This window comes from Micromonospora sp. NPDC005252, from assembly GCF_042872475.1.
Taxonomy (GTDB): domain Bacteria; phylum Actinomycetota; class Actinomycetes; order Mycobacteriales; family Micromonosporaceae; genus Micromonospora.
Genome location: NZ_JBIAKN010000001.1, coordinates 367,665 through 390,802 on the forward strand (window position 1 = coordinate 367,665; position 23,138 = coordinate 390,802).

General features: G+C 73.4%; 25 protein-coding genes. 17 read left to right on the forward strand and 8 right to left on the reverse strand.

Annotated elements, in window-relative coordinates; translation table 11 throughout:
* The first annotated feature begins 16 nt into the window (after positions 1–16).
* The 7 genes from ACFYPH_RS01775 (at position 17) to ACFYPH_RS01805 (ending at position 6,584) form a co-directional block, all read left to right on the forward strand.
* A complete protein-coding gene (locus ACFYPH_RS01775) occupies positions 17–1,399 on the forward strand; it encodes an efflux RND transporter periplasmic adaptor subunit (RefSeq protein ID WP_387178190.1) in 1,383 nt (460 codons plus the stop codon).
* A complete protein-coding gene (locus tag ACFYPH_RS01780) occupies positions 1,396–2,268 on the forward strand; it encodes an ABC transporter ATP-binding protein (RefSeq protein WP_387178193.1) in 873 nt (290 codons plus the stop codon). Before ACFYPH_RS01775 ends, ACFYPH_RS01780 begins: the two co-directional genes overlap by 4 nt.
* Positions 2,265–3,449 (forward strand): ABC transporter permease, encoded by a 1,185-nt coding sequence (locus tag ACFYPH_RS01785; RefSeq protein ID WP_354854513.1) that lies wholly within the window; start codon positions 2,265–2,267, stop codon positions 3,447–3,449. Before ACFYPH_RS01780 ends, ACFYPH_RS01785 begins: the two co-directional genes overlap by 4 nt.
* Before the next feature lie 212 nt (positions 3,450–3,661).
* A complete protein-coding gene (locus tag ACFYPH_RS01790) occupies positions 3,662–3,871 on the forward strand; it encodes a helix-turn-helix domain-containing protein (RefSeq protein WP_007465625.1) in 210 nt (69 codons plus the stop codon).
* Between the two features lie 214 nt (positions 3,872–4,085).
* Positions 4,086–4,187, forward strand: coding sequence for a 30S ribosomal protein bS22 (locus ACFYPH_RS01795; protein WP_007465623.1), 102 nt, complete (start codon positions 4,086–4,088; stop codon positions 4,185–4,187).
* Between the two features lie 122 nt (positions 4,188–4,309).
* Entirely contained in the window at positions 4,310–5,386 is a 1,077-nt protein-coding gene (locus tag ACFYPH_RS01800; RefSeq protein ID WP_354854512.1) for an NAD-dependent epimerase/dehydratase family protein, read from the forward strand.
* 340 nt (positions 5,387–5,726) lie between these two features.
* Positions 5,727–6,584 (forward strand): lysophospholipid acyltransferase family protein, encoded by an 858-nt coding sequence (locus tag ACFYPH_RS01805; protein ID WP_354854568.1) that lies wholly within the window; start codon positions 5,727–5,729, stop codon positions 6,582–6,584.
* A 9-nt stretch (positions 6,585–6,593) separates the two neighbouring features.
* Here ACFYPH_RS01805 and ACFYPH_RS01810 read toward each other — a convergent pair whose 3' ends face one another.
* From ACFYPH_RS01810 to ACFYPH_RS01820, 3 genes are all read right to left on the reverse strand, one after another.
* Complete coding sequence (locus ACFYPH_RS01810; RefSeq protein ID WP_363935436.1) at positions 6,594–7,469, reverse strand: HAD-IB family hydrolase; 876 nt, start codon at positions 7,467–7,469, stop codon at positions 6,594–6,596.
* A 135-nt stretch (positions 7,470–7,604) separates the two neighbouring features.
* Positions 7,605–8,492 (reverse strand): DUF5667 domain-containing protein, encoded by an 888-nt coding sequence (locus ACFYPH_RS01815; protein WP_354854508.1) that lies wholly within the window; start codon positions 8,490–8,492, stop codon positions 7,605–7,607.
* A gap of 281 nt (positions 8,493–8,773) precedes the next feature.
* Complete coding sequence (locus ACFYPH_RS01820) at positions 8,774–9,736, reverse strand: ECF subfamily RNA polymerase sigma factor, BldN family (RefSeq protein WP_354854506.1); 963 nt, start codon at positions 9,734–9,736, stop codon at positions 8,774–8,776.
* A 574-nt stretch (positions 9,737–10,310) separates the two neighbouring features.
* Between ACFYPH_RS01820 and ACFYPH_RS01825 the strand changes: the two genes are divergently transcribed.
* The 3 genes from ACFYPH_RS01825 to ACFYPH_RS01835 are packed head-to-tail and all read left to right on the forward strand — an operon-like array spanning position 10,311 to position 12,848.
* Positions 10,311–11,918 carry an AMP-binding protein gene (locus ACFYPH_RS01825; RefSeq protein WP_387178199.1) on the forward strand — a complete coding sequence of 536 codons (1,608 nt, stop codon included), beginning with the start codon at positions 10,311–10,313 and terminating at the stop codon, positions 11,916–11,918.
* Positions 11,908–12,162, forward strand: a complete 255-nt coding sequence (locus tag ACFYPH_RS01830) for a glutaredoxin family protein (RefSeq protein ID WP_354854503.1) — start codon at positions 11,908–11,910, stop codon at positions 12,160–12,162. Before ACFYPH_RS01825 ends, ACFYPH_RS01830 begins: the two co-directional genes overlap by 11 nt.
* Positions 12,163–12,182: 20 nt before the next feature.
* Positions 12,183–12,848, forward strand: a complete 666-nt coding sequence (locus ACFYPH_RS01835; protein WP_354854501.1) for an HAD hydrolase-like protein — start codon at positions 12,183–12,185, stop codon at positions 12,846–12,848.
* Here the strand turns inward: ACFYPH_RS01835 and ACFYPH_RS01840 are convergent.
* Positions 12,829–13,482, reverse strand: coding sequence for a response regulator transcription factor (locus tag ACFYPH_RS01840; protein WP_354854500.1), 654 nt, complete (start codon positions 13,480–13,482; stop codon positions 12,829–12,831). The two genes, ACFYPH_RS01835 and ACFYPH_RS01840, sit on opposite strands and share 20 nt — an antisense overlap.
* Before the next feature lie 40 nt (positions 13,483–13,522).
* Positions 13,523–14,818, reverse strand: a complete 1,296-nt coding sequence (locus ACFYPH_RS01845; RefSeq protein WP_354854498.1) for a sensor histidine kinase — start codon at positions 14,816–14,818, stop codon at positions 13,523–13,525.
* Positions 14,819–15,203: 385 nt separating this feature from the next.
* On the opposite strand from ACFYPH_RS01845, the gene ACFYPH_RS01850 reads away from it, so the two are divergent.
* Genes ACFYPH_RS01850 through hemB form a run of 5 tightly spaced genes read left to right on the forward strand, consistent with a single transcriptional unit; the run spans position 15,204 to position 20,895 of the window.
* Positions 15,204–15,974, forward strand: coding sequence for a redox-sensing transcriptional repressor Rex (locus ACFYPH_RS01850; RefSeq protein ID WP_234582375.1), 771 nt, complete (start codon positions 15,204–15,206; stop codon positions 15,972–15,974).
* Positions 15,971–17,347 (forward strand): glutamyl-tRNA reductase, encoded by a 1,377-nt coding sequence (locus ACFYPH_RS01855; protein WP_354854496.1) that lies wholly within the window; start codon positions 15,971–15,973, stop codon positions 17,345–17,347. The genes ACFYPH_RS01850 and ACFYPH_RS01855 overlap by 4 nt, the downstream gene beginning before the upstream one ends.
* The gene (gene hemC, locus ACFYPH_RS01860; protein WP_354854494.1) at positions 17,344–18,312 is read left to right on the forward strand and encodes a hydroxymethylbilane synthase; all 969 of its coding nucleotides are present in this window, start codon (positions 17,344–17,346) and stop codon (positions 18,310–18,312) included. Before ACFYPH_RS01855 ends, hemC begins: the two co-directional genes overlap by 4 nt.
* Positions 18,309–19,889, forward strand: coding sequence for a uroporphyrinogen-III synthase (locus ACFYPH_RS01865; protein WP_354854492.1), 1,581 nt, complete (start codon positions 18,309–18,311; stop codon positions 19,887–19,889). Before hemC ends, ACFYPH_RS01865 begins: the two co-directional genes overlap by 4 nt.
* Before the next feature lie 22 nt (positions 19,890–19,911).
* Positions 19,912–20,895, forward strand: coding sequence for a porphobilinogen synthase (gene hemB / locus ACFYPH_RS01870; protein ID WP_354854490.1), 984 nt, complete (start codon positions 19,912–19,914; stop codon positions 20,893–20,895).
* A 72-nt stretch (positions 20,896–20,967) separates the two neighbouring features.
* On the opposite strand, the gene ACFYPH_RS01875 is transcribed toward hemB, so the two are convergent.
* From ACFYPH_RS01875 to ACFYPH_RS01885, 3 genes are read right to left on the reverse strand one after another with little or no spacing between them, the layout of a single operon-like run.
* Positions 20,968–21,135 carry an MFS transporter gene (locus tag ACFYPH_RS01875; protein ID WP_355064529.1) on the reverse strand — a complete coding sequence of 56 codons (168 nt, stop codon included), beginning with the start codon at positions 21,133–21,135 and terminating at the stop codon, positions 20,968–20,970.
* Positions 21,135–21,308, reverse strand: coding sequence for a hypothetical protein (locus tag ACFYPH_RS01880; protein ID WP_355064530.1), 174 nt, complete (start codon positions 21,306–21,308; stop codon positions 21,135–21,137). The genes ACFYPH_RS01875 and ACFYPH_RS01880 overlap by 1 nt, the downstream gene beginning before the upstream one ends.
* 9 nt (positions 21,309–21,317) lie before the next feature.
* The gene (locus ACFYPH_RS01885; RefSeq protein ID WP_354854487.1) at positions 21,318–21,893 is read right to left on the reverse strand and encodes an NAD(P)H-dependent oxidoreductase; all 576 of its coding nucleotides are present in this window, start codon (positions 21,891–21,893) and stop codon (positions 21,318–21,320) included.
* A gap of 57 nt (positions 21,894–21,950) precedes the next feature.
* Between ACFYPH_RS01885 and ACFYPH_RS01890 the strand changes: the two genes are divergently transcribed.
* Both ACFYPH_RS01890 and ACFYPH_RS01895 read left to right on the forward strand, forming a co-directional pair.
* A complete protein-coding gene (locus ACFYPH_RS01890; protein WP_354854485.1) occupies positions 21,951–22,298 on the forward strand; it encodes a MerR family transcriptional regulator in 348 nt (115 codons plus the stop codon).
* A 321-nt stretch (positions 22,299–22,619) separates the two neighbouring features.
* Positions 22,620–23,123: a helix-turn-helix transcriptional regulator gene (locus ACFYPH_RS01895; RefSeq protein ID WP_354854483.1), complete on the forward strand. Its 504-nt coding sequence runs from the start codon at positions 22,620–22,622 to the stop codon at positions 23,121–23,123.
* The last annotated feature ends 15 nt before the right edge of the window (positions 23,124–23,138 follow it).

Below are 23,138 nucleotides of genomic sequence, written 5' to 3' on the forward strand. Positions count from 1 at the left end.
GCCGTACGATCGATGGGTGCGCCGCCCCCAGTTGCCGCGGCCCGCAAGCGCCACGCGGCCCCGCCTGCTCATCGCCCTGACCGCCGTCGCCGTCCTCACCGCCACCACCGCCGCCTCGTGCGGCGACGACCAGCCGCCGGTCGCGCTCGCCTCGGCCGCCCGCAACCCGGTCAGCGAGGTGATCGACGCCCCGGCGACGGTGACGGCCCGCGCCGCCGCCACCCTCACCGCGCCCGCCGACGGCACCCTGGCCAGCCTGCGCGTCCAACCTGGACAGCGGGTGAAGCGCGGTCAGGTGCTCGCCGTGGTCGCGTCCCCGTCGGCTCAGGCCCGGCTGCGCCAGGCGAAGGAGGCGCTGGACGCCGCCAAGCGCGCTGGCCGGGGTGTCTCCACCGGCAACCTGAGCAGCAGCCGGCGGGGCACCGACAAGGCGGCCGAGGAGGCGTTCGACGCCGCCCGCGAGGCCGCCGAGAAGATCGCCGACCCCCAGCTGCGCGACGCGCTGCTGACCCAGGTGACGTCCGCCCAGCGGCAGTACGCCGCCGCCGCGCGCAGCGCCGATGCGGCGGTCCGCGCGGTGCAGCGGGGGATCAGCGGGCTGAACTCCGCCGTCGGCTCGCTCTCCGCGGCGCAGCGGCTCCAGGCTCAGCAGGCGTACGACCTGGCGAAGGCGACAGTCGACGCGCTGACCCTGCGTGCCACGGTCGCCGGGGTGGTGCAGCCCGGCGGCACCCGGGCCGGCAGCGGTGCCAACGGCGGACTGGCCGGGCTGTTGGAGCAGGCCGGTGGGGCCGGGCTCGACCCGTCCGCGCTGGCCCCCGCCCAGGGCGGGCCGCCCGCCGGGGTCGACGACGCCGTCGCGGTCGGCGGTCAGGTCACCGCCGGCACGCCCGTGCTGACCGTGGTGGACACCGGGCAGTTGGGGCTGCTCGCCGAGGTGGACGAGACCGACGTGCTGCTGGTCAAGGCCGGGGTCGGCGCCACAGTCGAGTTGGACGCCGTCACCGGCGCCAGCTACGACGCCACGGTCCGCTCGGTCGACGTGCTCCCCACCAGCTCCGCGCAGGGCGGCGTCACCTATCGGGTACGCCTCACGCTGGGTCCCGGGAAGCTGGCCGAGGACGCGCCGGCCCCGACGCCCCGCCCCGGCATGAACGCGATCGTGCACCTGCGCGTACGCGAGGCCGCCGACGCGGTGACCGTCCCCGCCTCGGCGGTGTTCTCCGCCGACGGCCGGGACGCGGTCTGGGTGGTCCGCGACGGCAAGGCCGACCGGGCGCCGGTGACCGTGGGCGTCCAGGGGGCCGACCTGGTGCAGATCCTCAACGGGGTCCAGGCCGGCGACCGGGTCGTGGTGCGCGGCACCGACCAGGTGCGCGACGGCCAGGAGGTCCGGTGACCGACACCCCGCCGGCCATCGAGGCGGTGGACGTGTCGCGGACGTACCACCTTGACGGGGTGTCGGTGGAGGCGCTGCGCGGGGTGTCGCTGACCGTGCAGCCCGGTGACTACGTGGCGCTGGTGGGGCCGTCCGGCTCGGGCAAGTCCACGCTCATGCACCTGTTGGGCGGGCTCGACCGACCGACCGGTGGCCGGTTGGTGATCGGCGGGCGGGACGTCAACGCCCTCTCCCCGCCGGAGATGGCCGCCCTGCGCAACGAGACGATCGGGTTCGTCTTCCAGGCGTTCCACCTGCTGCCGCGTACGTCGGCGGTGGAGAACGTGGCGTTGCCCCTGGTCTACCGGGGTGTGTCGGCCCGGCAGCGCCGGGAGCGGGCGGCGGCGATGCTGGGCCGGGTGGGTCTCGGGCACCGGCTGGACCACCGGCCCAACCAGATGTCCGGTGGCGAGCAGCAGCGCGTCGCCATCGCCCGCGCCCTGGTCACCGAGCCGACGGTGCTGCTGGCCGACGAGCCGACCGGCAACCTGGACAGCGTCACCGGCGCGGCGGTCCTGGAGCTGCTGGAGCGGTTGAACGCGGAATCCGGGGTGGCGCTGGTGATGGTCACCCACGACCAGGAGGTGGCGGCTCGGGCCGCCCGTCGGATCACCATGCGCGACGGTGTGGTGGTGGCGGACAGCGCCACCGCACCTCATGATCGACCGCTGTCCGTCGATCACGGTCGACCTGAGACACTGGTCCCCGCTCCCAGCGCGGAGCCCCGGTCCGTGTCCGGAAGCGGCCCGGGGCACCCGTCCGGTGGCTCTGGTGGCGCCGCCGGAGCCACCGGGCGCCTTCCGCGCGAGCCCGGGGACGGTGCGGCGTGAGGGTCGCCGAGGCGTGGCGGGTCGCGCTGGACGCGCTCCGGGCCAACCGGCTGCGCAGCTCGCTCACCATGCTCGGCGTGATCATCGGGGTGGCCTCGGTGGTGCTGCTGGTCGCCATCGGCACCGGCACCAAGCAGAAGGTGGAGCAGCAGGTCGAAGGGCTCGGCTCCAACCTGCTGCTGGTCGTCCCCGGCAAGATCGAGGTGGGCACCGCGCCGGTCGTGTCGCCGTTGACGCTCAAGGACGTGGACGCGGTCTCCCGGGTCGTCGGCGATCCCGATCGGGTCGCGGTCACCGTCGCCTCCGGGGCGACCGCACGGGCCGGCGCCCGCTCCGACTTCACCACTGTCCAGGGCGTGCTGGAGACCACCCCGACGGTGTTCACCCGGTCGCTGGCCCGGGGCCGCTACCTCACCGGCACGGACGTCGACACCAGCCGGCGGGTCGCGGTCCTCGGTGACTCGGTGGCCCGCGCGTTGTTCCCCGACCGAGATCCCCTGGGTCAGCAGGTGACCCTCGCCGGGGTGCGGTTCCGGGTCATCGGCGTCTTCGCGCCCCTCGGGCAGAGCCTCGGCGTCGACCGGGACGACGAGGTGCACGTGCCGGTCACCGCGGCGCAGCGCCTGTGGGGCACCCAGCGGGTGGACGGCATCGCGGTGAAGGCGCCCGACCGGGAGCGCATCGACGAGCTGGGCGAGCGCATCGTCGCCGAGCTGAACCGCCGCCACCCCGACACCGAGTTCAGCGCGGTCACGCAGCAGCAGATCCTCGGTGTGCTCGGCGACATTCTCGGTGTCCTCACCGGCGTGCTCGCCGCCATCGCCGGCATCTCGCTGCTCGTCGGCGGCGTCGGCGTCTCCAACATCATGCTGGTCAGCGTTCGGGAACGGACCCGGGAGATCGGGCTGCGCAAGGCCGTCGGCGCTCGGCCCCGCGACATCGGCGTGCAGTTCCTGCTGGAGGCGGTGTTGCTCACCACGATCGGCGGGTTGACCGGGATGGCGCTGGGCGTGGGCACCGCCCTGCTGGTGGACGCGTTGTCACCGATCCCGGCGGCGATCACCTGGTGGTCGTTGGCGCTGGCCTTCGGTGTGTCGGCGGCGGTGGGGATCGTCTTCGGGGTGGTTCCCGCGCAGCGCGCCGGCCGGCTCGACCCGGTGGTGGCGCTGCGCGCCGAGTGAGATCGGGCCGGGCCAATCGGACGACCGGCGCAGGCGGGGGGATAGCGGGAGCGCGGATCGGGTGAACCGACGATCTGGGCATGATCAGTTGTACGAAGGGATCGCGCCGGTCACAGCCGCCCCGCTACCGTACTGGTAACACGCGCGTCGCCGCCCGGCCCGGAGCATCCGTCGGGTTGGCACGCGCCGGGCATGGGATGGGTCGGTGAGCCATGGCCGGGTCGCAGTCCGATGGACGGCTGTCGGAGGTCAAGTTCCTGACCGTCGCGGAGGTGGCGACGGTCATGCGGGTGTCAAAGATGACTGTCTATCGCCTCGTGCACAGCGGTGAGCTCACCGCCGTCCGGGTGGGGCGGTCGTTCCGGGTGCCCGAGCACGCGGTGCACGAATACCTGCGGGGCGCGTTTCAGGAAACCGCCTGAGCCACCGGTCCGCCGATCGAGTGCCACGTAGGCGGCATGGACGGGGGCGCGTTGGTCCTGCTGACGCTCTCCGGCTACCCTGGAGCCCGACCGAGACCCCACCGGTGCGCCCTGCCGCCCAGACCGGTCCGGTCCGTTGTCCGCATGCGGTCGCCGTCGCCACCTGCGTGGTGTCATCCGGTCCGCCCCGCACGTTGTATCGAAAGGCTGTCGTATGGGCTCGGTGGTCAAGAAGCGCCGTAAGCGCATGGCTAAGAAGAAGCACCGCAAGCTGCTGCGCAAGACCCGCGTCCAGCGTCGCCGTCTCGGCAAGTGATCGTCGCCGGGCACAGCGCCCGGCATAAGGCCTCACTTGCCAAACTGTCGACCCCCGGAGGCTCAGGTGATCAGGCCGTGGTCGTCCCGGCTCGATCCCTCCTGTCGGCGTAGGTGCGTCAGATGACCCCCGGAAGCACCTCAGGTGCTCCGGGGGTCGTCGTCGTCACCGGGGTCGGTCGGTACCTGGGCGCGCACGTGGCTGCCCGGCTGGCCGCCGACCCCCGCATCGAGCGGGTCATCGGCGTGGACGCGCCGGAGCCGGGCGCCGAGTTCACCGATCTGCTGGACCGGGTCGAGCGGATTCGCGTCGACCCGGGGTCGCTCGTCGGGCTCCTCGCCGACCTGGAGGTCGACGCGGTGGTGCACCTCGCGTTGGTCAGCGCCCCCGACCAGCAGCACGGCGGCCGGTCGGCCATGAAGGACCAGAACGTCATCGGCACCATGCAACTGCTCGCCGCCTGCCAACGGGCGCCCCGTCTGCGCAAGCTCGTGGTCCGCTCGTCGACCGCCGCGTACGGGGTGTCGTTCCGCGATCCGGCGGTGTTCACCGAGGAGACCGAGCCGCGCGAGGTGCCGCGCGGCGGTTTCGGCCGCGACATCCTCGACGTCGAGGGGTACGTTCGCGGCTTCCGCCGCCGCCGGGCCGACGTGACCGCCACGGTGCTGCGTTTCGCTCCGTTCATCGGTTCGACCGCCGACACGACGTTGACGCGCTACTTCGCGCAGCCGTTCGTGCCGACGGTCTTCGGCCGCGATCCCCGGTTGCAGTTCCTGCACTTCGACGACGCGTTGGAGGTGCTGCACCGGTCGATCGTGGAGGATCACCCCGGCACCTACAACGTCGCCGGTCCGGGGGTGCTGTCGCTGTCCCAGGCGATCCGGCGGGCCGGTCGGGTGGCCGTGCCGGTGCTGGAGCCGGGTCTCTCGGGCGCCGCTGCGCTGGCCCGCACCATGGGGTTCGGCCGCTACGGCCTGGACCAGGTCGATCTTTTCGTGCACGGGCGGGTCGTCGACACCACGCGCCTTGAACAGGAGTACGGCTTCACACCCCGCTCCACCGCCGCCGCGTTCGACGACTTCATCCGCGCCCACAACGGTGGGGTGGTGCTCAGCCGGGGTCAGTTGGCCGCCGCCGAGCAGTTGGTCCTGGACGGCATCCGGCAGGTCCGTGCCGCGGTGCGGGAGCGGTCGTCATGAGCGCGCGGCGTGCGCCGGTTGGGCGAGCCCCGCGGTCGCGAACCGAGGTGGCGTCATGACCGGGCCGACGCAGGGGCGCGAGCCGGCGGGCATGGGGCCGTTCGACGTACCGCCGGGGCCACCCGTGCCGGACGCGGAGCCGGCGCGGCGCAACGGCCACCGGCCGGCGAGCCGGCTCACGCCGGCCGGGACGCCGCGCGACGAGGTCGACACCGCGACCGACGAGCCGGCGGTGGCGGGCGGCGACCCGGCCGCCGACGAGGTCGACACGACGACCGACGAGCCGGCGGGCGGGGGCGTCCCGCCCACCGCGGGCGGGGCGGGCGGCACCGGTCCGGCGGTGCCGGATCGGCCCGGCGACCAGTGGGACCGCCGGGTCGCGAACGGGCTGGCGTTCCTGCGTCGGCGGCTGGCCGGTGACTACGAGGTCGACGAGTTCGGGTTCGACCCGGACCTGACCGACGCGGTCTTCCACCCGCTGCTGCGGCTGCTCTATCGGGACTGGTTCCGTACCGAGGTCAGCGGGGTCGAGCACGTCCCCGTCGACGGGCCCGCGCTGGTGGTCGGCAACCACTCGGGCACCGTGGCCCTGGACGCGCTGATCCTCTCGGCGGCGTTGCACGACAAGCACCCCGCTCACCGCTACCTGCGCCTGCTCGGCGCCGACCTGGTCTTCCGGATGCCGGTGGTGTCGGAGATCGCCCGCAAGACCGGCGGCACGGTGGCCTGCAACCCGGACGCCGAGCGGCTGCTCGGTGGTGGTGACCTGGTCGGTGTGTTCCCGGAGGGGTTCAAGGGCGTCGGCAAGCTCTACGCCGACCGGTACAAGCTGCAACGGTTCGGTCGGGGCGGCTTCGTCTCGGCGGCGCTGCGCACCGGCACGCCGATCGTTCCGGTCGCCATCGTCGGCGGCGAGGAGATCTACCCGATGCTCGCCGACATCAAGCCCGTGGCTCGGCTGCTCAAGCTGCCGTATTTCCCGGTCACGCCGACCTTCCCCTGGCTCGGGCCGCTGGGCATGGTGCCGTTGCCCAGCAAATGGCTGATCGAGTTCTGCCCGCCGATCCCCACCGCGCACCTGACCGACTCGGCGGACGACCCGCTGGTGGTCTTCAACCTCGCCGACCAGGTGCGGGAGACCATCCAGCAGACCCTGCACTCGCTGCTGGAACGGCGACCCGACCCCTTCGGGCCGTAGGGCCGACGGTCAGCTGGCGCGGCGGCGGCGCTGCAACGCCAGGCCGGCGGTGACCGCGCCGGCGACCAGACCGGCCGCCGCCGTCGACGGTACGGCGATCTTGACCGCCCGACGGCCGGTGCGGAAGTCCCGCACCTCCCAGCCGTGCTGCCGGGCCTGCCGCAGCAGGGTGCCGTCCGGGTTGACCGCCACCGCCCGGCCCACCGAGCGGAGCAGCGGCAGGTCGTTGGCCGAGTCGCTGTAGGCCGCGCAGCGGCTCAGGTCCAGCCCTTCCACGGCGGCGAGCTGGGTGACCGCCTCGGCCTTCGCCGGCCCGTGCATGAGGTCGCCCACCAACCGCCCGGTGTACGCCCCGGCCCGCACCTCGGCCACCGTGCCGATCGCGCCGGTCAGGCCAAGTCGGGTGGCGATCACCCGGCCGATCTCCACCGGGGCGGCGCTGACCAGCCACACGCGCTGACCGGCGTCCAGGTGGCGCTGGGCGAGCTGCCGGGTGCCGGCCCAGATCCGAGGGGCCATCAGCTCGTCGAAGATCTCCTCCGAGAGGCGTTCGACGTCGTCCACCCGCCACCCCTCGACGAAGGCGAGCGCGGCGTCCTTCGCCTGGGACATGTCCCCGGCGTGCTCGCGGGCGAGCAGCCGGAACCGGAGCTGCTGCCAGGCGAAGCGGGCCAGGTCGGCGGTCGTGAAGTAGTTCCGGGCGGCGAGCCCGCGGGCGAACCAGTAGATCGACGCGCCCTGCATCATCGTGTTGTCGACGTCGAAGAACGCCGCGGCGGCCGGGTCCGGTGCGGGTGGGGTCACCGGCGCCAGCGCGGTCTCCGCCCACCCGGCGGTGTGACCGTGAGCGTCGGTGCTGACCGTCACCTTGCGGCTGCGCGCCACGCGACTCCTCTCCTGACCAGGTACGACGGATGCCTCCAGCGAGGGTAGCCGGAGCGCACGGTCGACCGGCCGGACCACAGGGAACTGTGGCCCGGCCGGTCAGACGTGCGGTATGGCGGTCCCGGGGCTGGCGGGTCAGCGCTCGCCGGGGCAGGTGGTCGGAGTGGGTCCGAGCGCGTCGCTGCCGGTCGGTGCCGGCAGGCCGCAGGCGATCGCCGCGCGTACCGAGTCCGAGCGCTCACGGATGCTGTCCAGCAGGGCCAGCGACCTCCGGGTCCGTTCGCGGTCGGCCCGGCTGGCGCCGTCGAGCAGGTTGGTCACCGCCCGGCGCTGGCTGGCGACGAACGTGTTGACGGTGTCCAGGCTGGCCGGCTCGGCCCGCTGCACGGCGGCGGCGGTGAGCAGGCGGATACCCTGCCGGGTGTCGGCGTCCATGTCGTCGAGGACGGCGCTGTAGCCGATGCGGTCGCCGCGCAGTTCGGCTGCTTCGCCGAGCCTGGTCCGGGCGAAGTCCAGGAACAGCTGGCCGCGGCTGACGTCCGAGCTGGCCAGGGCGAGCTGGGCCCGCTCGGTGGAACGCTTCATGCCGTACAGCGCGTCGCCGGGAACGGCGTTCTCGCTGGCGGCGGAGATCCCGGAGACGGCGATGGCGCCGGCGGCGATGCCGACCAGGATCGCGCCCCGGGCGCGGGCCCGCCGGGCGGTGACCGCGGGTAGCAGAGAGCCGCGGCTCGTGGCCGCGGCCCGCGGGGCAGCCGGCTCGGCCGTCGCCGGTGGGGTGCCCATTCCCTCGCGCTCGGCGGTGGCGAGCAACATCGCTCGCAGGCCGGTGCGGAACTCGGGGTCCACCTCGGCCGTGGGGGGATCGACGCTGAGCCGCTGACCCACTGCGACGAGCGGGGCCAGTTGGCTGTCCACCCGGGACCGCACGTGGTGCCGCCGGCCGCCGTTGGCCTCGTCGAGAAGCTGCGCGAAGCGCTCGGCGCGCCGGCGGGAGAAGAGGATGTCGTCCACCGCAGGCACCTCCTCTCGCTGGTCACGGCCGGTCGGCCGCCATAATTGCCAGCGACCGGGCGGCGGTGTGACACCACGGAGGTGAGGTGCCGTCCGGCGTGCCGGTCGGACCTCGGTGCCCCGGGCCTGCCGGGACAACCACCGGTCGCACCCGGAGAAACGCGGCGGACCGGGCACGGGTTACGGGCCTGGCGGGGCGGAAATCACAGAAAGTGATCGCCGTCACCGGGTGCGACCGGGCCTGAGCTGCCGAGACATTGATCGACGCTCGTCGGCCCCGCCGCCGAGAATCACGGCTGGAAGCCGTCGGGCAGAAGCCGTGCCAGGGCGCGAACGGCCCGGTACTGCAGGGCCTTGATGGCACCCTCGTTCTTGCCCATCGCGCGGGCTGTCTCGGCGACCGAGAAGCCCTGGAGGAACCGGAGCACGATGCACTCCTGCTGCTCCGGGTTGAGCTGCTTGACGGCGGTGAGCAGGGCGACGTTGGTGATGTGTTCGACCACCGCGGCTTCCGGGCTGCCCTCCGGGCCCCGGTCCTCGCGGTCGGCGTCGAGCACGTCGCCGGTGGTGACCTCCAGCCGGTACCGGCCGGACTTGAAGTGGTCCGCGACCAGGTTGCGGGCGATCGTCACCAGCCAGGCGCCGAGGTCGCGGCCCTGCCAGGTGAAGCTGCCGATCCGCTTGAGAGCGCGCAGGAACGTGTCCGAGGTGAGGTCCTCGGCGAGTTGGCGGTTGCCGACCCGGAAGTAGACGAACCGGAAGACGGTGTCGACGTACCGGTCGTAGATGAGGCCGAACGCCTCGGACTCGCCAGCCTGCGCCCGCTCGACAAGCGTCCAGACCTCGGTGGCCGGGTCGGACGGGTCCGGGCGGCTGGGGAAGCCGGTCGGGGTGGTCGGGGTGGTCGGAGTGGCGGCCGGGACCGCCGGGATCACCGCCGTCTCGCCCGCCGTCGGATCGGTGGCCGCCGTCGGCGCGTCGCCGACCCGACGGCCCTGGGAGGGCATGGTCGGTCGGGCCGGTGCGGCGACACGGCCACCGGTCGGCATCGCGTTGCCACCCGGGACCGCCGGTCTCGGTGGTGGCTCGTTGGTGTGTGGGCGGTTGCGGGTCCGCTGGGCGGCGTTGTCGCCACGCATCGCGGCGTGCGGGTCGCCCAGCGGCGCGCGGGCCGCCGGTCGTTCGTTGACCGGGGAGCGGGTCGTCTGGCCAGTCAGGCCGACCGGGCGTTCCGCGTATCCGAAGGTGGTCACCGCGCGGCCCCCGTCCCGTTGGTGGCCGGCCGGGCTGGTTTACGGGTCGTCGGTGCGGACCGACCGGGCAACCGGTCGGGCAGGACGGTTCCGGGGTGTGCCGACGGGCGGCAGTTCCCCTTGAGGTGCTGGTCCAATGCGCTCACAGGCACGGGGGCCTCCTCGGGCTGAGGGGTGTCGACTCACGGCAAATGGGGTGAGCCGACCCGAGTGATAATAGGGCCAACGTCACCCGCGCGTGGCAAGTCCGTTACACAGGGCGGAAGTATTTCCCGCTGTGTCGCACCGGTGGCGGACCGGTTGTCCGTCGTGTGCGTTTGACTTTGACCCGGGCCGGTGGTCCTGGATGGATCCCCAGGTCGGGGGCAGTTTGGCCGATCGGCCGCGCCGTCCCGGCCGGCCGCCGCGTGGGCCGGGCCGAAGCGTCGGCCGGCCCACCACCCGTCCCATCGGCCGGACTCGATCGGAGTGTCGACGACACCGCGACTGTCCCATTGACGGGACGCCGGGCAGCCCTGGCGGCCCGACCGTCGGGCGTGGCCTGTCGACCGCCGCTGTGCCAGACTCGACCACCGTGCAGGACTTCTCGGCAGACCCCGCGCCGAACCTCGCCGACCGGGTCCATCGGGCGGCTCTCGACCACGGTGACCGGCCCGCGCTGTACTGGCGGGAGGGGCGCGTCACCTGGTCCGAACTGGACGCCGCCGTGACCGCCGCCGCGCACGGCCTCGCCGCCGCCGTGCCACCCACCGACCCGGGTGGCCCGCCGCCGCGGGTCGCGATCGGGCTGCACAACACCCCCGACTTCGTGATCGGCTGGCTCGGCGCACTGCGAGCCGGCCTGGTCGCGGTCCCGGTCAACCCCGGCTTCACCGCCCCGGAGCTGCGGCACGTACTGGCCGACTCCGGCGCGTCCGTGCTCATCGGCACCGAGCGGGTCCGCCGCCTGGTCGCCGAGGTGGCCGCCGACCTGCCCGCGCTCACCGCCGTGCACGACACACCGCCGACCGCCGACGCGCCCGATCCGCGCCCCCGTCCGCGCCGAGGCGCCGACGACCTGGCCGTACTGCTCTACACGTCCGGCACCGAGGGCCGTCCGAAGGGCGCGATGCTCTCGCACCGTGCGCTGCTGGCCAACCACGAACAGGTCGCGGAGATCGAGCCGCCGGTCGTCGGGCCGACGGACACCGTTCTCCTGGCGTTGCCGCTGTTCCACGCGTACGGGCTCAACTCGGTGCTCGGCGCCGTCGTCCACCACGGGGCCACCGGCGTGCTGCTCGACGAGCCGGGGCCTACGGCGGGGCTCGCCGAGATCGCCAGGCACCGGGTCAGCGTGCTGGTCGGCGTACCGTCGATCTTCCTGGCCTGGGCCGACGCCGACGCGGTCCGCGCGGCGACCGTGTCGGTGCGCGTGGCGGTGTGCGGCGCGGCGCCGCTGGATCCCGCGGTCGCGGCGCGCTTCACCGAGGTCACCGGTCATCAGGTGCACGTCGGGTACGGCCTCACCGAGACCGCGCCGGTGCTCACCTCCACCCTGGTCGGTCCGGTGGTCAAGCCCGGCTCGATCGGCCGGCCGCTGCCCGGCGTGGAGCTGCGCCTGGTCGGCCCGACCGGGGAGGACCTGTGGCGCGACGGCCAGGCGGTCCCCGACGACGACCCGGACGAGCTGGACATCTCCGATGTCGCCCCGGGCACCGACCCGGGGCAGATCGTCGTTCGCGGGCGCAACCTCTTCGGCGGCTACTGGCCCGACGGCCGCGACGGCCCGGACGACGACGGCTGGTGGGGCACCGGTGACATCGCGTACGCCGACGAGGACGGTGACCTCTTCCTGGTCGACCGGCTCGGGGAGTTGATCCTGGTCAACGGGTTCAACGTGTATCCCCACGAGGTCGAGCTGGTGCTCGCCGGGCACCCCGGGGTGGTCGAGTCGGCGGTACTGGGTGTGCCGCACCCGCGGACCGGCGAGACTGTGCGGGCGTACGTGGTGCCGGTGCAGGGCCGACCGGTGACCAGCGAGGAGCTGCTCGCCCACTGCGCACGCAACCTGGCCCGGTTCAAGTGCCCGACCGCTGTCGAGTTCGTCGACGCCCTGCCGCACTCGGCGATCGGCAAGGTACGCAAGACCCAGCTCCGGTCGGCGACGCCGACCGACCGCACGGAGGTAACCGATGGCCACTGACGCCCGACTCGCCCTGATCACCCGACCCGGCTGCCACCTGTGCGACGACGCCAAGGTGGCGCTCGACCGGGTGGTCGCGGTGACCGGCGACAAGTGGGTCGAGTGGGACGTCACCGGCGACGAGGAGCTGGAACGGGAGTACGGCGACCGCCTGCCGGTGGTGCTGCTCGACGGCAAGGAGCACGGCTACTGGCGGGTGGAGGAGGAGCGGCTGCTGCGGGACCTGACCACCCCGCAGCTCTGAGCGGTGCCTATGGTGCTCTGATGACCCCTGCGCAACCCCACCTGGTCTGGGACTGGAACGGCACCCTGCTCAACGACCTCAGCCTGGTGGTGGCCGCCACCAACGCCGCGTTCGCCAGCGTGGGCGGGCCGACGGTCACCCTCGACGAGCACCGGACGCGGTTCCGCCGGCCGATCGCCGACTACTACGCCGAGGTGCTCGGTCAGGCCGTCGACGACGACGCGTTCGGCCGCCTCGACCGGATCTTCCACGACGCGTACCGCAGCGGCCTGACGACCTGCGAGCTGGCTGCCGACGCGCAGTCCGCGATGGCCGCCTGGGAGGGCAGCCAGAGCCTGCTGTCCATGTGGTTCCACGAGGAGCTGGTGCCCACCGTGCACACCTACGGGCTGACCGGCCACTTCACCCGCGTCGACGGCCTGCGGGCCACGGTCGGCGGCGACCGCAAGGCCGAGTCGCTCCGGCGGCACCTGGCCGAGCTGGGCGTGGACGGCAGCGCGGTGGTGCTGATCGGCGACTCCATCGACGACGCGGACGCGGCCCTCGCGGTGGGCGGCCGGGCGGTGCTCTACACCGGCGGCTTCACCGACCCGGCCCGGCTGCGCGCCTCCGGCCACCCGGTCGCCGACACCCTCACCGACGCGGTGGCCCTGGCCGCCCGGGAGGTCAGTTCCGCAGGTAGGTGAGGACGGCCAGCACCCGCCGGTGCTGCTCGGTGTCCGGCGGGAGCGTGAGCTTGGTGAAGATGTTGCGCACGTGCTTCTCCACCGCGCCGTCGCTGACCACCAGGGCGCGGGCGATGGCCGTGTTCGACCGGCCCTCGGCCATCAGGGCGAGCACCTCCCGCTCGCGCGGGGTCAACTCGCGCAACGGGTCGTCGCGGCGGCGTCGGGCGAAGAGCTGGCCGACCACGTCCGGGTCGAGCACCGTGCCGCCGCCGGCCACCCGACGCAGCGCGTCCAGGAACTCGTCGATCGCGGCCACCCGGTCCTTGAGCAGGTAGCCGATGCCACCGCCGGCGCCGCCGGTGGTGGCCAGCAGATCATCGGCGTACGAGACCTCGACGTACTGGGAGAGCACCAGGATCGGCGTACGCGGCACCAGCCGACGCGCCTCCACCGCGGCCCGCAGCCCCTCGTCGGTGTGCGACGGCGGCATCCGGACGTCGACGATCGACACGTCCGGCCGGTGCTCCACCACCGCCTCGACCAGCGCGTCACCGTCCCCGACGGCGGCCACCACCTGGTGCCCGCTCTCGGTCAGCAGCCGCACCAGCCCCTCCCGGAGCAGGACGGCGTCGTCCGCGATCACGATGCGCATGGCTGTGGTGTCTACCACGTCCGGCCCGGCTCTCGTTGGTTCACAGCGGAAGTTCCGCACGGATCTCGGTGGGCCCGCCGCTCGGGCTCACCACGGCCAGCTCCCCGCCGGCCGCCCGGACCCGGTCGGCGATGCCGGCCAGCCCGTGGCCCTTGGCGAGGTGGGCGCCACCCTGCCCGTCGTCGCCCACCCGCACCTGGAGCTGGGCTTCCTGGCGGGCCACGGCGACCACGGCCTCGGTGGCCCGACTGTGCTTGGCGATGTTGGTCAACGCCTCGGCCACCACGAAGTACGCGGTGTTCTCCACCGCCGGATCGAGCCGGCCGCCAGGCGTGCCGAGCTGCCGGTCCACCTGGAGCTCGATGGGGATGAGCCCGCGGCCGGCGAGCGCGGCCAGGGCGCTGGGCAGACCCCGGTCGACCAGGATCGGCGGGGCGATGCCCCGGGACAGCGCCCGCAGCTCGGCCAGCGTCTCCCGGGTCTGGGTCACCGCCTCGTCGATCGTCCGGCCGGCGGCCTCCGGGTCGGAGGCGAGCTGCATCCGGGCCCGGCTGAGGTCCATCGCGAGCCGGACCAGGCGCTGCTGGGGGCCGTCGTGGATGTCGCGTTCGAGCCGGCGCAGCGCGGACGCCTCGGCGGACACGGCGGCCCGCTTCTGCTCCTCCAGCACGGTGATCCGGTCCCGCATCTCGGCCACCCCGGTCAGCAGGGCCTTGGCGAAGCTGGCCTGGAGCAGCGCGCAGCCCCGGACCACGATCGGCAGCGTGATCAGGAAGAACACCCCGATCGCGGTGGTCACCCCGATCCGGGCCGTGGTCGACTCGCCCAGGCCGAGCAGCTGGGCCAGGTCGCCGTCGCCCTCGCCGCGCGGCAGCGCCCAGTCGTACACCCAGTAGAGGGAGCCGGCAGCCGCGGCGATCCACCAGGCAAGCGTCAGCACGAAGGTGACCAGCGCCACGATCACCCGCAGGATGCCGTGCGCCAGATCGAGCCAGGACTGGGCGTCGCGCATCGGCAGGAAGATCCGCCGCCAGGCGTTCGCGCCCGCCTCGGGCAGTCGGTAGTGCGGGCGGATCCGGGGTTGCCGCAGCACGGCGGGCAGCCGCAGCCGCTCGATGTCGGCCAGCCCTCGGGCCGCGTACAGGGTGCCGCTGAGGATCGGCAGGCCGATCACGGTGACCACCAGGCCGACGCCGGCCACGAGGCCCGCGAGGAGGACGACGAAGCTGGCCACCGCCAGCGGGAGGCCGAGCAGCACGTACCCGGAGTCGACGAAGAGCTGGCGGGGGATGCTCGGTGCCAGCGTCGGATGGTCGCTGGCGGCAACGGCGGTCATAGCCCAAAGGCTAGGCACCTGGGCTCGGTGTCCCCATCCCGAAGCCCCGCCTCTCCCTCGTAGTGCTGTCCCTACCGTCGCCCGTGACCAGGGGCCCTACCGCCGTCGGGACCGGCCGACGCGGGATTGGTCAGAGAAGTCGGGATTGAGCAATAATCGCCCAGGTGGCGGGCGCGCAGGGCCGGTCAATCGATCTTGTGGAATGGAGGTGCTGGTGGGGTCGCGTCCCGGAGCGACAAGATCGCGATTTGTGCACGTCTTCACAAGCGCCTACTCTCTAGTTCCGACGCGCCCTGCTAGCACAGCCGGCAACCTCGGTCGCCAGCGGGAGTCCATAAGCGGCCGACCAGCGGAGTTGGCCGAGGATCGCACCGCACGGAGTCTCATGAGTCAGCACCGTCACCCAGGTGCGCCCGGCCGCGCCGGTGCCGTACCGGCGCTCCCGGACCTTCCCGAGGCGACCGTCGCTCGGCTCCCGGAATACCTGCGCGCGCTGCACAACCTCGCCGACGCCGGGCACGAGACGATCTCCAGCGAGGGCCTCTCGGCCGCCGCCGGGGTGAACTCCGCCAAGCTCCGCAAGGACCTCTCCCACCTCGGCTCGTACGGCACCCGGGGCGTCGGCTACGACGTCGCGTTGCTGATCGAGCAGATCGAGTACGTGCTCGGGCTCACTCAGCGTCGCGCGGTCGCCTTGGTCGGCGTGGGTAATCTCGGTCACGCTCTGGCCGGCTACGACGGCTTCGCCAGCCGGGGCTTCCGGATCGCCGCACTGCTCGACGCCGATCCCTCCCGGGTCGGCGAGGAGATCAACGGCCTGGTTGTCCGGCATGTCGACGAGCTGCCGGCGGTCGCCACGGAGGAATCCATCGCGATCGGCGTGATCGCCACCCCGGCCGCCGCGGCCCAGCGGGTCGCCGATCAGCTGGTCGCGGTCGGCGTGACGAGCATCCTCAACTTCGCGCCGTGCGTACTCTCTGTTCCGGAGGGGGTCGACGTGCGCAAGGTCGACCTCGCCATCGAGCTGCAGATTCTGTCCTTCCACGAGCACCGCAAGGCGTCGCTGACCGCGCTGCCCGCCACCGGCGGGTCCGCTCTCACGGCCCTGCCCGGCGGGCTCGCGGCCACCGACACCCAGGAGGCGATCGGCACGTGAAACTGCTCGTCGTCGGCGCGTCCTACCGGACCGCCCCGGTCGCCACGCTGGAGCAGCTGGCCGTGCCCCCCGCCGACCTCACCCGCACCCTGGACCGCCTGGTCGCCCAGCCGTACGTGAGCGAGGCGGTACTCGTCTCCACCTGCAACCGGGTGGAGGTCTACGCCGCCGTGTCCGGATTTCACGGCGGGCTCGGCGACATCTGCGCCGTCCTGGCCGAGCAGGCCGGCAGCTCGCCGGCGGCGCTCGCCAGCCACCTCTACGTGCACTACGACACCGCCGCCGTGGACCACGTCTTCCGGGTCGCCACCGGGCTGGACTCGATGGTCGTGGGCGAGGCGCAGATCCTCGGCCAGCTGCGTGACGCGTACCACTGGGCCACCGGCGCCGACTCGGCCGGCCGCCTGCTGCACGAGCTGATGCAGCAGGCGCTGCGCGTCGGCAAGCGGGCGCACGCCGAGACCGGCATCGACCGGGCCGGCCAGAGCGTGGTCACCGCTGCTCTGGAGCTGGCCGCCGGGCACCTCGACGGCAGCCTCGCCGGCCACCCGGCCCTGGTGATCGGGGCCGGCGCGATGGGGTCGCTCGGGGTGGCCACGCTGTCCCGGCAGGGCGCCGGGCCGCTCACGGTCACCAACCGGGGCGCCGACCGGGCCGTCCGGCTCGCCGAGTCGTACGGGGCGGACGCCGCGCCGATGACCGAGCTGGCCGCCACGCTCTCCACAGTGGACATCGTAGTGGCCGCCACCGCGTCGACTGAACCGGTCCTCACCCGGGCGGTGGTCAGCGCCGCGCTCGCCGAGCGGGGCCCCGCGCGGGGTCCGCTGGTCCTGCTCGACCTGGCCGTCCCCCGCGACGTCGAGGAGGGCGTCGCCGACCTGCCCGGCGTCGAGGTGATCGACATCGACCGGATGGCGGCGCTGCTCGCCGACGGCCCGGCCGCGGCGGACGCCGCCGCCGTCGAGCGGATCGTGCTCGGCGAGGTGGAGAGCTTCCTCACCTGGCTGCGCGGCGCCGACGTGGCGCCCACCGTGGCGGCGCTGCGCGGTCGCGCCGACGACGTCGTCACCGCCGAGCTGCGTCGTCTGGCCCAGCGCCGCCCCGACCTCGGCGACGACCTGCGGGCCGAGGTGGCCCGTACGGTGCACCGCGTGGTGCAGCGACTGCTGCACCAGCCCACCGTCAAGGTCCGCCAACTGGCGGCCGAGCCCGGTGGCGACCAGTACGCGGCGCTGCTGCGCGAGCTGTTCGACCTCCAGGTGCCGCAGACCTCGCCGGTGGACACCGTCCCCGACGTGCTGACTCCCGCCAACTACCCGGTGACCGGCGCCGACGCCACCGAGCAGATCCCGCCCACCGGAGGTGCGCGATGACCGCCCCCCTGCGCCTCGGCACCCGGGGCAGCGCTCTGGCGCTGGCCCAGTCCGGCCAGGTCGCCGAGGCGTTGACCGTCGCCACCGGCCGCCCGGTCGAGCTGGTCGAGGTGGTCACCGCCGGCGATCGCTCCAGCGCGCCGGTGCACCGGCTCGGCGTCGGGGTGTTCGTCTCGGCGCTGCGTGACGCGCTGACCGCCCGGACGATCGACTTCGCCGTGCACTCCTACAAGGATCTGCCCACGGCCGGTGCCGCCGGGCTGCACATCGCGGCCGTGCCGGCCCGACAGGACCCGCGCGACGCGCTGATCGCCCAGGGCGGGCGGACGCTCGCCGAGCTGCCGCCCGGCGCCACCGTGGGCACCGGCGCGCTGCGCCGCATCGCCCAGCTGCACGCTCTCGGGCTGCAACTGGAGGTCACCCCGATCCGCGGCAACATCGACACCCGCCTGGCGCGGGTGCTCGGCCCCGAGGCCGACCTCGACGCGGTCGTGCTGGCCCGGGCCGGACTGGCCCGGATCGGCCGGACCGACGCGATCACCGAGACGCTCGACCCGATGCTCATGCTGCCCGCGCCCGCCCAGGGCGCGCTGGCCGTGGAGTGCCGGGTCGACGACCAGGAGCTGGTCGAGCTGCTCGGGACGCTCGACCACGCACCGTCGCGCGCCGCGGTCACCGCGGAGCGCGCGTTGCTGGCAACCCTGGAGGCCGGGTGCAGCGCACCCGTCGCCGCCTATGCCGAACTCGCCGAAGGCGAGACCGGCGATGAGATCTACCTGCGCGGGGCGGTGATCAGCCCGGACGGCACTCGTGACCTCCGGCTGTCCCGCACCGGAACGCCCGCCGACGCGGCGGAGATCGGTAAGGCACTCGCCGCCGAACTCCTCGAACTCGGCGCCGACTCGATCCTCGGCCACGAAGGACACACCGGCCCGGGGACCCAGCAATTTGGGAGCACAGAATGACCCGCACCCGTAAGCCCGTCGGCCGTATCGCGTTCGTCGGGGCTGGCCCCGGTGACCCGGGCCTGCTGACCCGTCGGGCGCACGACGCCCTGGTCGACGCCGACCAGGTGATCTACGACCGGGGAGTCCCCGAGTCGCTGCTCGCCGTCGTCCGCGCCGAGGCCAGAGACGACGCCGAGTTCACCCCGGCCGAAGGCGCGCCGGGGGACGTGGCGAAGGTGCTGATCTCCGCGGCCCGGTCCGGGCTGAACGCGGTGCACCTGGTTGCCGGTGACCCGTTCGGCCACGACTCGGTGGTCAAGGAGGTGCAGGCGGTGGCCCGCACCGCCGCCCACTTCGAGGTGGTGCCGGGCGTCGGCCAGGCCGAGGGCGTCGCCACCTACGCGGGGGTCCCGCTGCCGGGTGTGCGTACCGCCGCCGACGTCGAGGACGTCAGCACGCTGGACTTCGAGGCGCTGGCCGCGGCCGTCGGCCGGGGTTCGCTCGCGCTCGCGGTGGACGCCGGTGACCTCGCCGCCGTCCGGGACGGCCTGCTGGCCGCCGGGGTCGACGGCACCACCGGTGTCGGGGTGACCGGCGACGGCACCGGCGAGACCCAGTACACGACCACGTCGACCGTGGACAGCTTCGTGGCCGCCGCGCTCGGCTTCACCGGCCGGGTGGTGCTCACCGTCGGCGCGGGTGTGGGCCAGCGCGACAAGATGAGCTGGTGGGAGAACCGCCCGCTGTACGGCTGGAAGGTGCTGGTGCCCCGCACCAAGGAGCAGGCTGGCGCGATGAGCGCCCGACTGCGGGCGTACGGGGCGATCCCGTGCGAGGTGCCGACCATCGCGGTCGAGCCGCCGCGCACCCCGGCGCAGATGGAGCGGGCCGTCAAGGGCCTGGTCGACGGCCGGTACGCCTGGGTGATCTTCACTTCGGTGAATGCGGTCCGCGCGGTCTGGGAGAAGTTCGCCGAGCACGGTCTGGACGCCCGGCACTTCGGCGGCGTCAAGATCGCCTGCATCGGCGAGGCGACCGCGGACGCGGTCCGCGCGTTCGGCATCCAGCCGGAGCTGATCCCCGCCGGGGAGCAGTCCTCCGAGGGGCTGCTGGCCGAGTTCTCGCCGCACGACGAGATCCTCGACCCGGTCGGCCGGGTGCTGCTGCCGCGCGCCGACATCGCCACCGAGACGCTCGCCGCCGGGCTCACCGAGCGCGGCTGGGAGGTCGACGACGTGACCGCGTACCGGACGGTGCGGGCCGCGCCGCCGCCCGCCGAGATCCGGGACGCGATCAAGTCGGGCGGGTTCGACGCGGTCCTCTTCACGTCTTCTTCCACTGTGCGGAACCTGGTCGGCATCGCCGGGAAGCCGCACGCGCGGACCGTTGTTGCCGTGATTGGGCCCAAGACGGCGGAGACCGCGACGGAGTTCGGCCTTCGGGTCGACGTTCAGCCACCGCACGCCTCGGTGCCCGACCTGGTGGAGGCGCTCGCCGCCTACGCCGTCGAGCTGCGCGAGAAGCTGGCCGCCATGCCGGCCAAGCAGCGCCGTGGCTCGAAGGTGCAGGGGCCGACCGCCCTCCGCTTCCGGTAGTCGTCTTCAGGAGGGCCCTCCCATGTCGTACCCCGAGATCCGGCCCCGCCGCCTGCGCCGCTCCCCGGCGATCCGTCGGCTGGTGTCCGAGACCCGGGTCGACCCGGCCGAGCTGGTCGTGCCGATGTTCGTCAAGGAAGGGCTGACCGAGCCCCGGGCCATCGGGTCGCTCCCGGGGGTGCTCCAGCACTCCCGGGACTCCCTGCGCAAGGCGGCCACCGAGGCGGTCCAGGCCGGCGTCGGCGGGATCATGCTCTTCGGGGTGCCCGAGCGGCGTGACCCGACCGGGTCCGGCGGCATCGACCCGAACGGCATCCTGAACGTCGCCATCCGCGACGTGGTGTCCGAGGTGGGTGACAGCACGGTCGTGATGAGCGACCTGTGCCTGGACGAGTTCACCTCACACGGGCACTGCGGCGTGCTCACCGCGGACGGTGCGGTGGACAACGACGCCACCCTGGCCGCGTACGCCGAGATGGCGGTCGCCCAGGCCGAAGCCGGGGTCCACATGGTCGGGCCGTCCGGGATGATGGACGGCCAGGTCGGCGTGGTCCGCCGGGCGCTCGACGCCGCCGGCCACCAGGATGTGGCGGTGCTGGCGTACGCGGTGAAGTACGCTTCGGCGTTCTTCGGCCCGTTCCGGGAGGCGGTGGAGTCGGCGCTGGAGGGCGACCGACGCGCCTACCAGCAGGATCCGGCCAATCTGCGCGAGTCGCTGCGCGAGGTGGCGCTCGACGTCGCCGAGGGCGCCGACCTGGTGATGGTCAAGCCGGCGCTGCCCTACCTCGACGTGGTGTCGGCGGTGCGGGCCGCGGTGGACGTCCCGGTCGCCGCCTACCAGGTCTCCGGGGAGTACGCGATGGTCGAGGCGGCTGCCGCGAACGGTTGGATCGACCGGGAGCGGGTCATGCTGGAGACGCTCACCTCGATCAAGCGGGCCGGCGCGCAGATCATCCTCACCTACTGGGCGGTCGAAGCCGCCGGTCTGCTCCGCCAGCGCTACTGACCGACTCCATGGGTCCCGCCGGGGTGGCCACCTCGTCGGCGCCCGCGACGGCGGCCGGAAGTCGCCGGCTGGTCAGCCAGGCGAGCGCCAACCGAGCCCCTGGAGCACCCGGAACGCGATCAGCGACCCGACGCCCCAGGCGGCCCCGGCCAACACGGAGCCGACCGTGAACATCAGCAGCGCGGTCAGGTAGGTGCGGCGGGCGCCGAAGCGGCCGATCGCCCAGGCGGCGGTCGGCATCACCGCGACCAGGGCGAGCGCATAGCCGCTGGTGACCCAGCCGATGTGGTGAGGTTGGTGTCGAGGTCGTCGACCAGCCTCGGCAGGGCCACCACGGTGACCGTGGTGTCGATCACCGCGAGCAGACCACCCAGGGTCAGGTACCAGCCGAGCCGTCGCGCGGAGGCGTCCATGTCGTCGGCTCAGGGCCGGACCCGGCGGGCGGTGCGCAGCGCCTCGGCCCACCAGGCCAGCTCGCTCAGCGTGGCGTCGGCGGCCTGCCGCAGCGGCTCGTCGTCGACCAGCCGACCGGCGACGTCGAGTCGCTCCCAGGGAGCCCGAAGCACCACCCCGGAGCGGGTCGTGGCGGCCTGCACCTCGGCGAAGACCAGCCGGAGCTGCTCGACCGCGCGGATGCCGCCGGAACCGGCGCCGTACGACACGAAGGCCACCGGCTTGCGGGCCCACTCCCGGTAGTGCCAGTCGATGGCGTTCTTCAGGGCGGCCGGGAAGCTGTGGTTGTACTCGGGTGTCACCACCACGAACGCGTCGGCGGCGGCCAACCGGGCACTGATCGGGCTGGCCGAATTGCCCCCGGGAGGGGTGTCGGCGAATGGCAGCGCCACCTCGGCGAGGTCGACGAGGTCCAGGTCGAGGTCCCGGCGGCGGCTCCCGTGGGCGACGAACCAGTCGGCGATCGAGCGGCCCACCCGAGGTTGCCGGACGCTCCCGACGAGCACGGCGACGGTCGGCGGTGCGGTGTCCTCTTGCGTAGTCATGCCTCGGACGCTAGGACTTGAACTAATGGTGAAGTCAATGGCGGCGGGGGAGTGGCGATGGGCACGTTGACGGTCGGCGAGGTGGCCCGGGAGAGCGGGGTCAGCGGCTCCGCGGTGCGGTTCTACGAGCGGCAGGGCCTGATCACGGCTGCCCGTACCGGCGGCAACCAGCGGCGCTTCGACGCCGACGCGGCCTGCCGGATCAGGGTGGCGCGGGTGGCCCAGCGCGTCGGCCTGACCGTCAACGAGATCCGTGACCTGCTCGCGGCCCTGCCACCCGACCCCCAGCTGGCCGACTGGCAGAGTCTGCACGATCGGCTGACCGCCGAGGCCGAGCGGCGCATCCGCGACCTGCACGCGGCACTGGACGACATCGGCTCCGGTCGCCGCCTCTGCGAGCTGTGACCTCGACCGGTCCGCGGTCCGCTGATCGTCGCCCGCGCGCCCTGACGATCAGGGCAGGTGCCCCGGCTGGTCAACCACGGCCATCCGGACGACGGCGGCGAGCAGCTCACCGGCATGGGCCCAAGGCCCAAGGCCCAAGGGCCACCTTGACGTCCTTTGCTCTGCTTCAGCGGAGGCAACACTAAGAGCCTCACACTGTCGCCTCCGTTGAAGCAGAGCAAAGGATGCGTGGGGGGTGCGGCGAGTCCCTGAGCCGGCCAGCTTTCCACAGGGTTATCCACAGGGGTTGAGAGGCGGGTCTCAGCCGAGAATGGTTGTCGGATGGCTTCCGCACTCGTTCCTCCTCCGCCACCCGGCCCGACCGTCGGGCGGTTTCCCATCACCGGCCTGGTCCGGCGGGCCCGTCGGATGAAGGGTTTGGGTCAACGCCAGATGGCCCGCTTCGCCAAGGTCTCACCGTCGACCGTGGGCAAGGTCGAGGCCGGCAGTCTGACACCGAGTCTGGCGGTGCTGGAGCGCCTACTCGGCGCGGCCGGGCTCTATCTGGTGGTGGTGGACCAGGAGGGCCGGGTGATTCGACCGATGGCCGACCGCGACGACGTTCACGACGGCGCCGGACGCCGCTACCCCGCCCACCTCGATACGATCCTCGATCCTGAGCCGGGGGAGTGGTGGGGGGACATCTACGGCCTGGCACGGCCGCCGGAGACCTACCACCGCAGCTCGGCGGACCGCGAGGCGCGGCGCCGACGCAGCCAGTGGGAGGTGCGGGTCGCGCAGTATCGGCACCTGCCACCGCCCCCGATCATCGACGAATACTACTGACACCGCGAACGGCCC